Annotated in this window: 10 protein-coding genes; 6 read left to right on the top strand and 4 right to left on the bottom strand. The window is 50.3% G+C overall.

The features are described from left to right. Nucleotides 1–3: 3 nt before the first annotated feature. Nucleotides 4–381, bottom strand: a complete 378-nt coding sequence (locus FYJ52_RS06425; protein ID WP_154576403.1) for a hypothetical protein — start codon at nt 379–381, stop codon at nt 4–6. A gap of 67 nt (nt 382–448) precedes the next feature. Next, a complete protein-coding gene (locus tag FYJ52_RS06420) occupies nt 449–946 on the bottom strand; it encodes a methylated-DNA--[protein]-cysteine S-methyltransferase (protein WP_154576402.1) in 498 nt (165 codons plus the stop codon). A gap of 149 nt (nt 947–1,095) precedes the next feature. Here FYJ52_RS06420 and FYJ52_RS06415 point away from each other — a divergent pair, with 149 nt between their 5' ends. The 5 genes from FYJ52_RS06415 to FYJ52_RS06395 all read left to right on the top strand — a co-directional run bounded on the left by FYJ52_RS06415 (nt 1,096) and on the right by FYJ52_RS06395 (nt 8,845). Beyond that, nucleotides 1,096–1,716 (top strand): recombinase family protein, encoded by a 621-nt coding sequence (locus FYJ52_RS06415; RefSeq protein WP_205960784.1) that lies wholly within the window; start codon nt 1,096–1,098, stop codon nt 1,714–1,716. Between the two features lie 202 nt (nt 1,717–1,918). Continuing rightward, nucleotides 1,919–2,773, top strand: coding sequence for an AP2 domain-containing protein (locus FYJ52_RS06410; RefSeq protein ID WP_154576401.1), 855 nt, complete (start codon nt 1,919–1,921; stop codon nt 2,771–2,773). Between the two features lie 4 nt (nt 2,774–2,777). Next, nucleotides 2,778–5,654 carry an InlB B-repeat-containing protein gene (locus FYJ52_RS06405; RefSeq protein WP_205960783.1) on the top strand — a complete coding sequence of 959 codons (2,877 nt, stop codon included), beginning with the start codon at nt 2,778–2,780 and terminating at the stop codon, nt 5,652–5,654. Nucleotides 5,655–5,683: 29 nt separating this feature from the next. Next, a complete protein-coding gene (locus tag FYJ52_RS06400; RefSeq protein ID WP_154576399.1) occupies nt 5,684–7,516 on the top strand; it encodes a vWA domain-containing protein in 1,833 nt (610 codons plus the stop codon). Nucleotides 7,517–7,804: 288 nt separating this feature from the next. After that, the gene (locus FYJ52_RS06395; protein WP_268892586.1) at nt 7,805–8,845 is read left to right on the top strand and encodes a threonine aldolase family protein; all 1,041 of its coding nucleotides are present in this window, start codon (nt 7,805–7,807) and stop codon (nt 8,843–8,845) included. Nucleotides 8,846–9,148: 303 nt separating this feature from the next. Here the strand turns inward: FYJ52_RS06395 and FYJ52_RS06390 are convergent, their stop codons facing one another. Then, entirely contained in the window at nt 9,149–10,123 is a 975-nt protein-coding gene (locus tag FYJ52_RS06390) for an ATP-binding protein (protein ID WP_154576398.1), read from the bottom strand. After that, a complete protein-coding gene (locus FYJ52_RS06385) occupies nt 10,089–11,159 on the bottom strand; it encodes a DnaD domain protein (RefSeq protein ID WP_154576397.1) in 1,071 nt (356 codons plus the stop codon). The genes FYJ52_RS06390 and FYJ52_RS06385 overlap by 35 nt, the downstream gene beginning before the upstream one ends. 262 nt (nt 11,160–11,421) lie before the next feature. Between FYJ52_RS06385 and FYJ52_RS06380 the strand changes: the two genes are divergently transcribed. Beyond that, nucleotides 11,422–12,693 (top strand): UDP-N-acetylglucosamine 1-carboxyvinyltransferase, encoded by a 1,272-nt coding sequence (locus FYJ52_RS06380; RefSeq protein ID WP_154576396.1) that lies wholly within the window; start codon nt 11,422–11,424, stop codon nt 12,691–12,693. The last annotated feature ends 85 nt before the right edge of the window (nt 12,694–12,778 follow it).

The raw sequence follows: 12,778 nt of genomic DNA, 5'->3' as shown, positions 1-12,778 counted from the left end.
CCGTTATTCGGCTTTCGCGTCCGAATCTGTTTCTTCTGTTTGTGCATCTTCGACGTCGGCATCTTCAACGTCTTCCGCTTTGGCTTTTTCCAATTTTTCCTTCAGCGCTGCGATTTGTTCGTCGGATAAATCATCAACTGCCTTTAACACGTCGTCGAAATTGGTCTTTTTCTTGAATTTTTCTTTGGTCGCGTCGACTTTTTCTTTGACGCTGTGCTTGAGCTCTTCATTGACGACTTTTCCCTGTTCAACGGTGAGTTCACCCTTTTCAACGCAGTAGTTGACGACTTGTTCAGCTTTTTCTGCTGTGACGGCAGCTGCACCGACACCGGCTAAAATAATTTTTTTAAATTCATCTCCAAAATTAAAACGATTGGCCATGATGTTGACCTCCTTATTTTTTATGATCTTGATAAAAATATCTTACGTCGATATGTTTAAAAAAAATTTAATCCGGTCGGGGTATCGCGGCGAAATTGCGCAGATAATGCCGTTCCATTTCCAACAGCTTGCGTTTGATTTCGATACCGCCGGCGTATCCGGTTAAAAGGCCGCTGGTTGCGATTACCCGGTGACAGGGAATGATGATATTCAGCGGATTTTTATTGTTCGCCCGCCCGACGGCTCTCGGCGCAGTTGGGTTGTTGATGGCGTCTGCGATATCTTTATAGGATTTGATCTCCCCGTAGGGGATGGTCCGCAGTACTTTCCACACCTTTTTCTGAAAAGCGGTCCCCCGCGCGTTGAAAGATAAATTAAAGATTTCCCGTTCGCCGTCGAAGTATTCCTGGAGTTGTTTTTTTGTTTCCTCCAGAATCGGCCGGGTTTCTGTTTCTGGAATATCTTTGTTCTTCACCCATTGAACCCGCAGCAGCACATCTTCCGTGGATTCGAGAAGCAGCAATCCAAACGGGGGCTTAAAATAATTGATGTAATGTTCGCTCATTTCCTTTCCTCCTCAGGAAAAACTCTATAGGTCTAGTATATATAATAAACAATTTACAATGAAATGGCAAGCGATTTCAGCACAAGATTGGATAATAAATTGACGTGTTTTGATCATTTTGAAAAAGAAAGACAGGAGGTTTGAGGAAATTGAATAAACAGACGACACAGCAGTACGGATATGCGAGGGTCTCCAGCAAAAATCAAAAACTGGCCAGACAGATCAGTGCCTTAATGCAAGCTGGGATTGAAAAGCAGAATCTTTTCATCGACAAGCAGTCAGGAAAAGATTTTAACCGGCCGGGGTATCAGCGGCTCATTCGAAAAATACAGGCACGGGATGAATTGTACATCAAATCCATTGACCGGCTGGGACGCAATTACGATGAAATACTGGAACAATGGCGTTATCTGACGAAAGTGAAGCAAGCTGACGTGATCGTTTTGGATTTTCCATTGCTCGACACGCGCCGATCAACTGGCGGCGTGACCGGAGCGTTTATCTCCGACCTGGTTCTTCAGATTCTCTCCTACGTGGCTCAGATCGAACGGGAAAATACGCACCAGCGTCAGCTGGAAGGGATTCGGGAAGCAAAAAAGCGCGGCGTTCAGTTCGGACGGCCGAAAATCCCCATCCCGGAACGATTCGACGAAGTGGCGGAAAAAATTAGAAATAATAAAATGAGCCTGCGCCAGGGCGGCAGAATCCTCGGCGTCAGCTATACCACCCTGCGGAATTGGATGAAAGCGCAAAAGAGCGCAGATTCATAAAGTTGTTCAAAAAGGTAGACCTTTGTGCACACAGTCATTTGGTCTTAAATTTTTCGAAATTTCCTATACGAAGTCCTAAATTTTTCTTAAATTATTTCATTTTTCATTCTATCACCCTTTTTTATAAACGTCTACTTTATTTAACACATTGCCTATGCGTGGCGCAATCAAAGCATCAGCGTTTTTGAAAGGAAACGAGTATATGGCGAAGGATCAGGAATTGATCGGGAAGAAGTTCGGAAGGCTGACGGTATTGGAGGTCTTTCGAACGGAGAAAGGTGCGAAACAATGCCGTTGCCGCTGTGACTGTGGCAAGGAGACGACGGTGTATTACAGCAATCTTGTCAGCGGAAGAACCAGAAGCTGTGGTTGCCTGATGAAAGAAAACCAGCATCAGTACAGAGACCTGTCCGGCATGCAGTTCGGTGCCCTTCTCGCCTTAGCGCCCACAGAAAAAAGAGGACCCGACGGCGCGATCATCTGGAAATGCCGCTGCCGCTGCGGGCGGATCTGCGAAGTGAACGAAAGGTATTTGGTGCGCGGCTATCGCCGGGACTGTGGATGCGGCTGCAGCAAAAAGTCAGAAGAAAAGCGAAAAGGCCACCCCGTAGATTTGACAGGCAAAACATTTGGTGAACTCACGGCGCTGTACCCCACCGATCAAAGAGATAAAAAAGGCAGTCTGATTTGGCATTGCCGCTGCTCCTGCGGGAGAGAAAAGGATTTTTCTGAGGATGTGCTTTTGCACGGCAATACGGTCAGCTGCGGCCATGTCCGGGAGGAAAATGGCAAGAAACTGCATAAAAACCTGCATTTCGTTGAAAACAGCTGTGTCGAATTTCTGAAGAGAAAAAAACGTAGCGATAACAAAACGGGTCATACCGGCGTCTACCGAACGCCTTACGGCACTTACCGCGCGAGCATCACGCTGAATAAAGTCCGCCACAATTTGGGGACTTATCCGACTTTGGCGGAGGCGATTGCAGCCAGAGAACAAGGGTTTGAAAAATACCACAAACCTTTTTTAGATAAATATGAAAAAAGTGAAAAGGAGTGACCAGATGAAAAGTCAAACAAAATGGATGGGCAGGTCGCTGATTGGCATTTTAGGCATCGTTTGCGCCTGCCTGGTGCTCATCAGTGTCCTTCCGATGAGGGTGAGCGCGGCCGGCGTGAATACGGCGACCTACACTTTTTACGATTCGGACGGCAAGCAAGTGGCGTCCCAAATTGTCAAGAAGGGCGACACGTTGTATCAACCGGCGGTCCCAAAGACGGTCGACGGCAAGATCTTTACCGGATGGGTCGATGCTTCCGGAAAGGCCTTTAAAGGATTTGGGAAGGTGGGCGTCATCGCTGAAGACGGCACAACCATTCAGCTGCACGCTCATTATGAGGACGCGGTCTATCTCTATTATCACGACCAGTACGGCAATTTGATCAAGAGCCAATCGGTCAAACCCAATACGACGGTAATAGTCGACAAGGATAGTCCTCTCGTTCAGGTCCAGCCGCTCACCGAGTGTCAGGATGGCTGGAGCACGACCAAAAACGACACGAAAGATGTGTCCGGAAAATTCCAAGTGGGAACGGCATCGGTGAACCTCTACCCTATTCTGAAAGAAGGTTATTGGGTCACGTTCCAGACCAACAGTTCCGCCTCCATCGCCAAACAATTCATTTCAAGAAAGGCCGAAGGCGATGACGCCAAGGTCAAAAAACCCGCATCTGACCCGGTCAAGCAGGGCTACGTCTTTGATAAGTGGTACAGTGACCCGGATTTGAAAACCCCCTACGATTTCACCCAGAAGGTGACAAAGCCTCTCACCCTCTACGCCGGATACAAACCGGCTAAAGATACCGAATACACTGTTAAATACTGGATCGAATACCAAAAGACGCCAGGCAGTGGCGTCGGAGATGGTACCTGGGATTACAAAATGATCGATGAAGAGGTGATAAAAGGGACGACCGGAGACAAGGCTGGGTTTCACACCAACCTGATTTTTTCCAATCCTTTCGACAAATCCCGCGATGCATACGAATTGAATACAGACCTTACCACGGCTAAGCGCGACGATCCGGCTCGTCCGACTATCGCAGCCGACGGCTCCACCGTGCTCAACGTGTACTACCGGTGCAAGACCTACAATTTGTCGATCAATGTCCCAAAGGCGGACGGCACGACGCAGAATCTATCGTACAAAAACATCAAGTATTCTTCAGATCTGGCCCATTTCTGGCAGACAGTTTTTGCAATCCGGCCGGAGAAGGAGTTGTTCGACGGCACCCATCGATTCGTTTTTAGTTACAAAAATGGTGGCGTTGATTTTGTTGAATCCCCCTCTGAGGTCAGTACTATGAGAAGTCAAAACATTGTACTGAATTGGCAGCAATATGGCGGCGATAATTCGTTTTACAAGTGCTATTTAGAGACGCTGCACGGAAAAGCGCCGGCGGGAAAAACTGTGGTCAAAAATACCTCTCTTAGAGCGGCTGGTGATACGCGTACCTATTATCTAAAAAAAGAGGATCAGTTTTCCAGTGGTTGGTTTGGCGGAACAGACATTATCGTCGAAGATTTTCCAGGGTTTACGCCTGTGATGACTTATTCAGATGGGCACTATCATCTGTTCAACGATACCGACGCTCAAGTCTGGTTTCGATACCCGGAAGCCTGGTTTTCTCAGCAGAATCCAGGCGAAAATTATCATGTTGCCAAAAACGCAGACGGCACTCAGCACATGTACAATGGTGCAAGTGACCCCATGCGGTTCTACTACACACGCAACAGCTACCTTCTGAATTTTCACACTGAAGGCGGTTCGGAACTCGAGAGCCACTCGGTGCTCTACGAAGACGATTTGAGCCAGTACAAGCCGTCAAATTACGTCGTCAACCAGACCACCAAGACCACTGGTAACGAAAACTTTGTGTTCGGCGGCTGGTATACCGACAAGCAGCTGACGAATAGATTTGATTTCAAGGGCACGATGCCGGCGCATGAATTGAATCTTTACGCTAAATGGGTGCCAAAAACCTACACTGTCAACTTCGACACCGGAAAGGGCTCGTCAATCGGTAAGGTGAGCGGCATCGAATACGGCCATACGGTGGCCAGTCCAGAGGATCCAAAATATACCGGCCACGTCTTTTTAGGCTGGACCTTGAACGGTAGACCCTACAGTTTCGCTTCCGGCGTTACCCAGGATATCACGCTGAAGGCGGAATGGCGGAGCATCAAAGCTTGGTCTGTCAAATACGACCTTAACGGCGGCAGCGGCATCGTCCCCGAAGACCGCAATCAGTATTACGAAGATGCCGGTGTAACGGCTGCCTCAGCGGCCCGCATTCAAGCACCGAAAGGAAAAGTCTTTTTAGGATGGAAGTGCAGCGATGACGGTCAAATCTATTATCCCAATGCGGCAGTGCCGATGGCCTATGGCGGCATGACCCTGACCGCACAGTGGGGCGATGTCGACAAGACGACAAGCCTGACCTATGATTTCAACTTTAAGTCGTTTGGCATTGTCGATAATGGCGTGACGTCCAAAACAGTCAACGCTTTGAAGAACAACAGCAAAGTCGAGCTGAAGGACATCAGCGCGTTCCGCAACGCGCCCGCCGGTTACGTTTTCAAAGGCTGGTATTTGGATCAAGCCTGCACAGACGGCCCCTACACCCAGATGATGGTCGACAATTTGAAGGCAAACGGCAACCGGGTTTACGCCAAATGGGAACGTGTTAGCACTGCACAAAAGGGCGGACAGATTTTGCCTCCGTATGTCCCTCAAAATCGTGTGATCAAACATTTCTCGCATTTACCGAAAACAAGCGACGATTCGAATGTCGCGCTCTACGCCCTGATTATGGCAGGCGGCGCGGCGGCGCTCGCGGTCAGTTTGAGACTTAGAAAAAAGGCAAAAACTCATGAATAAATTGAGAAAAGATTGAAAAGGATGAAGAGATGAAAATAACGAAAAACATTATCCAGCGGTTAATTGTGGGCACTCTAGTGATCCTCACAACCTTCGCCTTTGGTTTGACGAGCGTGTCATTCGCGTCAGGTAGTGATGCCATCCAATGGGATCATTCGAAATCCAAGACGGCGACCAATTTGGACAGTCAGTACACGTCAAACGTGACCTTGTCTCTGCCGTCGAAAGAAGAAAAACTGAGTTCCGATATTGTGTTTATAATGGATAAATCCAGCTGTAAAGCGGAAACAGCGGATAAAATGGGGGAATTGTTAACACAGCTTCAAACGGCATTGAAAAATTCGGATGCGACTGTCAAGATTGCGATGATCGCATTCGATGGCACTGATCATACACTTTATCCATTAACGAAGTATAACGGTTCTAATCCGCAAATCGAAACGATTAAGAAATGCGCGGATCAGAACAGTATTCCGACGCCTGAAAAAGTTAGCGGCACGAACATGCAGGCTGGATTAGATCGCGCGAAGCGGATTCTTAACGGAGACAGCAGTGTCTCTGCCAATCGAAAATACGTTGTTTTGGTCTCAGATGGCTTGACACGGCTCTTTGGCACAAATGGGCAAGTGAAGGACATCTATTACAAGGGACAGTACTCCTACAATCATTTCTACGGCATGATCGATGAGTGGGATCAGGTGCGCTTTGGTGCCAATATTCCAAAAGGTGATAATTACGATCCGTATTGCAACAATCCAAATTGGACATGGGGCGCTTATTGGTCACAGGTGCAGAAGTGGGTTGCAGCAGATGGTGACAAATATGTGAGTGATTTCTTGAAATACGGCAACGATGCCGGTTCGAATGGACCCGATCATTATCTCACAGACACCGGAGTAGATGCCGCGAGCGATCATGCGATGGCGGTGGACCGTGCAGTTTATGAAGCGTACAACGCGTACAGTGATCTTGTAAAGAAAGGTTATCGCTGCTACGCGGTGAACATCGGCACATCTCGATTCGGACAAGCGTTTATGGGCGCGCTCAATGGGATTTCCGGCAATCAAGCGGTTAGTTTCGATCAGATGAAAGACAACATTCTTTACGTTGTAGGCGCAGGCAGTTCGATTACAGACAAGATAGGCTGCGGAGCGGATTACAACTTTGATTTAAAAGATCCAGACAAAATGGTCATCACGATCGATCAATCAAATGGCGGTGGCACCCAGACATATAAGGCTGTCAAGATCGGTGAAAATCATTATGGCTTTGGCCCGAAACTGGACAATGGTAAATACAGCTACGAGGTCACGTACACGCCGGGTGATAAGAAAGAACAAGAGCATTTTGTTTGGACGATGAACGTGAATGTCTCGAATTTTTCGCACGTCAGTCTGACCTATACAGTGAAACTGATGAATCCAAAGTCGGCACCGGGTACCTACGGTCAGCTGGACCTGAACGGAGATGGGATCATCGACGGCACTCAGACACCTGTAGACCCCCAAAAAGCACTTTACACGAACGTGGCCGCTGGATTGAGTCCGGTGAGCAGCACAGGCGCACATGTGACAGCATTTGCAAAGCCGATAGGCGGCGGCACTATCGATAGAGATGTGGAATTATTTGGAAAGCCGAGTGTCACCTACACGGTTAAAGCGCCGGACACCAAGCCTCAGAAACCGAGTGGCGAAAAGCAAGCGCGTCCGCAGACGTCCAAAAATGCGAGCGCTAAAGTTTCGACAAAGCCTAAAACCGGCGACAACTCGAATGCCGCGCTTTACGCCCTGATTATGGCAGGTGGCGCGGCGGCGCTCGCAGTCAGTTTGAGACTTAGAAAAAAAGCGAAAAGTCATGAATAAAAGGGCAGATGAATACCCTCCAAAATAGAAGTGCTGCCCATTAGAGGCGAACAAACGGCCCGGCAGCCAGTTATCTACTGGCCGCCGGGCCTATTTTGCTTATGCAGCGCGTTTTGTCTGCCTACAAGCGAAGCACCGCCTCGGGTGGCAAAAGCTTTATGAACATTTGTGTTTGGCTTTAAGGATGCGTATAATGAATCTATTAGAGAAAATACATGATAGAACACAACATCGGGCTCTCGGGATAAAACCGCGGAGAGTCGTGTTTATACAAGGAGGAGCCACACATTGGAAAAACAGCCCAAACTGTCCTTTGCTTCGGATTATATGGAGGGGGCCCATCCGGCGATTTTAGAACGGCTTATCGCAACGAATACGATGCAGACGGCCGGATACGGATACGACCAGTTTTCGGAATCGGCGAGGGATAAAATTCGAAGCGCCTGTCAGGCGCCGGAGGCGGACGTCGCCTTCCTCGTCGGGGGTACACAGGCCAATATGGTGATGATCGATGCTCTGCTCCGTCCATACCAGGGGGTCCTCGCGGCGCAGAGCGGCCATATTAACGTTCACGAGGCCGGCGCCATTGAACACGGCGGCCACAAGGTGTTCGCCCTACCCCACCAGGAGGGCAAAATCTCGGCGGAAGCGATTGCGGCTGCCGCCAAGGGCTATTTACACGACGCCAACCGCGCGCACATGGTCGCGCCCGGTATGGTCTACCTGTCCCAGCCTACAGAATACGGCACCCTCTACTCGCTTGCCGAATTGGAGCAAATCAGCGCGGTCTGCCGCCGGTACCAGATGTATCTCTATGTGGACGGGGCCCGGCTTGCCTATGCCCTCGCCTGCCCGGAAAACGACGTGACCCTTCCGGACCTCGCGCGGCTGTGCGACGCGTTTTACATCGGCGGCACCAAATGCGGCGCGTTGTTTGGAGAGGCGGTCGTTATCCCGAAGCATCAGCTCATTCCCCATTTTTTCACCATTATCAAACAGCACGGCGCCCTACTGGCCAAGGGCCGCATCGCCGGCATTCAGTTCGACACTTTGTTTTCGGATCATCTCTACGAAAGCATTGGCCGAAATGCAGTGGACAGGGCTGACGAGATTCGGGCTGGCCTTGTCCGAAAAGGCTACCAACTGGCGGTCAACGCTCCGACGAATCAGATTTTTGTTATATTAAAAAAGGAACAGGCCGCTTCTCTGGCTGAACAGGTCGAACTGGGGTTCTGGGAAAATCAAGACACATCGCACGTCATCATGCGGATTGCGACCAGCTGGGCGACACCGAAAGAAGACGTCGCGGCGCTGATGAAAATCCTTTGAGAAGAAATCAAGCGCGCGGCAATGGGACGCAGGGCAGCGGGCCGCCGTCTTGTGTCCGCCGCATAGCGCTTTGGACAATAAAAAAAACAGACGCGATTGCGTCTGTTTAATCACACCCGATTTAGGATGTTTTGATCAATGGCGGGGGTAGCAGGATTCGAACCTGCGCATGATGGAGTCAGAGTCCATTGCCTTACCGCTTGGCGATACCCCTGCGTCAAATACGGATATCATTATAAGTGATAAGGCCGGGCGTTGTCAAGCCAAAATGTCAAGAAAATGGCGAAAATTTTCATGGCGGCTTTATTTTGCCGCCATCCCCTTCTTGATCATGCGGATATCGGTGCCGACGAAATGCAGCGCCTTGAAGTGGCCGATCATCCGGGAAGCGAGCCGGGTGTTGTACCGGGTCTGGATTTGCTTGGGCGAAAGGTTTGAAGAAATCAGCATCCGCCCGTTGCTTAAAATGCGGTCGTTGATGATCTGAAAGAGCTGATCGTCGGAAAAGGCTGTTTGATATTCAGCCCCGAGATCGTCAATGATGAGCAGGTCGCAGTCGGAAAGACTGTCGGATAAGGTGTGGCTGTCGCCGTTTTGGACGGCCTCGCGGACTAAATCGATGAGGTGTTCGGCGGTGATATAGATCACGTTTTTCCCCGCTTCGATTAAGGCGTTGGCCACGCAGTTAGACAGGAAGGTTTTGCCGAGACCCGGCGCACCGTAGAAGAGATAATTGTCGTGATGACTTTCGAAATCGGCGCAGTAGCCCTCCATGAGCTTTTTCATCGCCGCCATGTAGCGCCTCGGGCTGGGGCCGTGGACAGGTTTGGCGTCGGCGTAGTACTTGAGTTCAAAGGTGTCGAAATTTTCAAGCCGTGCCTGGGGACTTAGATCGAAACGGGAAAAAGCGGCGTCGGTCAGGGCCTGTTTCAGGCAGTGGCAGACCGCCCGGCCCTGATACCCCGTGTCGTGGCAGTCGGGGCAAAGGTAGTGGATCTCGAAGTCGGCAGCCCTAAGATGGTGGGCTTCCATGATTTTTGTGCGGCGCGCGTTCAGCTCGGAGAGTTTCTGGTGATAATGGGGCACGGCGTCGGGATCGCCGGCCAGTCGGGCCTGAACCTGCTGGGCGCCGGCTTTGTTGCGTTCGTTTTCGATGGTCTTCAGTTCCGGTACGCAGTTGTAAATATTGACAATGCGCTGGTTCTCGAGGAAGAGATGGCGCTTTCGAGTGTTGAGGAAATCCTCAATGATCGTCTCGGGATTTAGATTCTTCTTCATCAATTAGACTCCATAAAGCTTGTGTATCCTGATCGGCGAGGGCGTCGATCAAATCTTCGCGTTCGCGGGTGTCCGCGTCGGTTGCCGGCTGAGGCGATCCCTTTGAGCCGGTGCTCTGGCGGAAATCCGCAGCCTCTTGGCGGACGGCGTCGAGGGTGGTGATGCCGGCATCGTGCCATCGGGTCAGGATGCCGTCGACGTATTTCAAATTGGGTTTCGCGGTTCGGCGCAGCGCCGCCTTGACGATTTCGGGCTTGAAATGGTAGGTGTCGAACCATTTGTCGATGAGCTCCCGCTCCGCCGACATCGGGCCGCGGTTTTGTCCGATCTCGCGGAGAACGCTGTAATATAACTTCTGACGGGTTCGGGATTCGGCGATGTAGACTTCAGCGTCTTCTGAGGTGACGACGCCGGCGTCCTGCCAGCTGTCGGCGACTTTGTTCATGTAGCGGACAGCCTGGCTTTGGGTAAAGTGGCTGCCCTTGGCGGTGATATTGTTCAGCGAATACTCGGCCAGCAGAATAACTGTTTCGGGTTCAAAATGATAGTCCTTTAAATATTCCGAAAGCTGCTGCATCGTCGAGACCGATAAGGTGGCGCTGAACATCTCCTCGATTTTTTTGAACATGTCCTGAATTTTGGCTTCCTGCTCGTTTTTCGGCGACGTGTCGTTGGCGTTGGCTGGCGCGTCGGGTTTTTGGTAATTGTCCAGAATGCGCGACGGAATGCTGAAATAGTGCACCTCTGCCCGGCCGCTGCTGTTGTAGCTGACCGAGAGGATGCCTTGTTCCTGCCAGTAGTTCCAGGCTTTGCGCACATCCCCTTCAGTGATTTGCAGCTCTTCGGACAACAGCTCGTTGTCAATGGGCACCGACGCGCTCGAAAAGCAGTGTTTGAGGCCGTAGAGGTAAACCTTGACGTAGTCGCCGTTGGCCGGGGGCATGTAGATATTAATGAAGGCGTTCTCCACCGGGGTGATGCCGTAATTTTCGTTGCCGCTGTCGAAGACGAACTTCGTCGAATGTCGCTTATCCATTATCCTCAGACCATCCTTAATTTTTGACTATTATAACACAGCTTAATGAAAAAGAAATCCACGCAATACATTGATAATTTGAAACATTATGATATAATATCACCAGTTTAAAAATGGATAAGAAGTGAATGCAAAACACATTAAAATAATTACGGATTTTGATACGATTTTCAGCAGAATAAGCGGGTTTGATTTACCCGCTTTTTTGCAATACAATGTGAGATTGCATAAAGGACATAGATTTGAGAGGATTGAAAAAAAGATGGATAAATTTATCATTGAAGGCGGTCATCCTTTAAAAGGAGAAGTACAGATCACCGGAGCAAAAAATGCCGTGCTGGGATTGATTCCCGCCGCCCTTCTGAGCCGCAACGTTGTAACGATTGACAACGTGCCGAGAATTGATGACGTCCGCAAAATGGTCGATATTTTGAGCCGCATTGGCGCGAAGGTAGACTGGCAGGACGACGTATTGACCATCGATTCCCGAGGAGAATTGTCCTACGACTGCGCCCCCTATCAGGATGAAATCGGCGAAATGCGCGCCTCCTATTACCTGCTCGGCGCATTGCTCGGCCGCTACGGCCATGCGATTGTGCCGCTGCCCGGCGGCTGCAACATCGGCGACCGCCCGATTGACCAGCACATCAAGGGCTTTGAAGCCCTCGGCGCTGATGTCGTCATTGAACACGGCTGTGTCAAAATGCAGGCCGAACATCTGAAGGCAGCGGATATTTACATGGACGTCGTTTCCGTTGGCGCGACGATTAACGTCATGCTCGCCGCGGTTTTTGCCGAAGGCCGCACGGTCATCGAAAACGCTGCGAAAGAACCGCACATTGTCGATGTGGCCAACTTCCTCAATAAAATGGGCGCGAACATCAAAGGCGCCGGCACAGACACCCTCCGCATCCACGGCGTAGAGGCACTCCAAGCCTGTTCGTATTCGGTGGTCCCCGACCAAATTACAGCGGGGACTTACATGATGGCCGCTGCCGCCACAAACGGCGATGTCCTTGTCAAAGGTGTCATTCCCAAGCACATGGAAAGCGTCACGGCCAAGCTCAAGGAAATGGGCGCTGAAGTTGTCAACGTTGGCGGCGACAGCCTCCAGGTCAGCCATCAGGGCCGCCTGAAACACTGCCATGTGAAGACCCTGCCCTACCCGGGCTTCCCCACGGACCTTCAGCAGCCGATGGCGGTCTTGATGTCCATCGCTGAAGGCAACAGCCGCCTTCACGAAAGCATTTTTGAAAACCGGTTTAAATACGTCGATGAACTCAGAAAAATGGGCGCTAATATCTCGATCAACGGCCGAACCGCTTTAATCGAAGGGGTGCCGGAGCTGTCCGGGACTAAAATTGTGGCAACGGACTTGCGCGCCGGTGCCGCAATGGTCATCGCCGCGCTTGTGGCGAAAGGCCGATCGGAAATCACGGGCCTGAAATTCATCGATCGAGGTTACGAAAATCTTGAAGAAAATTTCCGGAACCTGGGCGCCCACATTGAACGGGTCGCGGTCGAAAATCGTTGAGAAGATTAAATCTTAAGTAATACTTTACGCCCCATTTTGGGGCTTTTGTTTTTTAGAGTCATTTTAAGATTTACCCATTAAGATA

Origin of the sequence: Pseudoramibacter porci (assembly GCF_009696145.1) — a bacterium.
GTDB lineage: Bacteria > Bacillota > Clostridia > Eubacteriales > Eubacteriaceae > Pseudoramibacter > Pseudoramibacter porci.
The sequence above is the reverse complement of the archived record's forward strand: the minus strand, read 5'-3'. Positions and strand labels throughout refer to the sequence as shown.

Bases quoted from the DNA above. Each gene is read 5' to 3' on its own strand.
- FYJ52_RS06410 (WP_154576401.1), top strand. From the start codon at position 1,919: ATGGCGAAGGATCAGGAATTGATCGGGAAGAAGTTCGGAAGGCTGACG.
- FYJ52_RS06425 (WP_154576403.1), bottom strand. From the start codon at position 381: ATGGCCAATCGTTTTAATTTTGGAGATGAATTTAAAAAAATTATTTTA.
- FYJ52_RS06420 (WP_154576402.1), bottom strand. From the start codon at position 946: ATGAGCGAACATTACATCAATTATTTTAAGCCCCCGTTTGGATTGCTG.
- FYJ52_RS06390 (WP_154576398.1), bottom strand. From the start codon at position 10,123: ATGAAGAAGAATCTAAATCCCGAGACGATCATTGAGGATTTCCTCAAC.
- FYJ52_RS06385 (WP_154576397.1), bottom strand. From the start codon at position 11,159: ATGGATAAGCGACATTCGACGAAGTTCGTCTTCGACAGCGGCAACGAA.
- FYJ52_RS06400 (WP_154576399.1), top strand. From the start codon at position 5,684: ATGAAAATAACGAAAAACATTATCCAGCGGTTAATTGTGGGCACTCTA.
- FYJ52_RS06380 (WP_154576396.1), top strand. From the start codon at position 11,422: ATGGATAAATTTATCATTGAAGGCGGTCATCCTTTAAAAGGAGAAGTA.
- FYJ52_RS06405 (WP_205960783.1), top strand. From the start codon at position 2,778: ATGAAAAGTCAAACAAAATGGATGGGCAGGTCGCTGATTGGCATTTTA.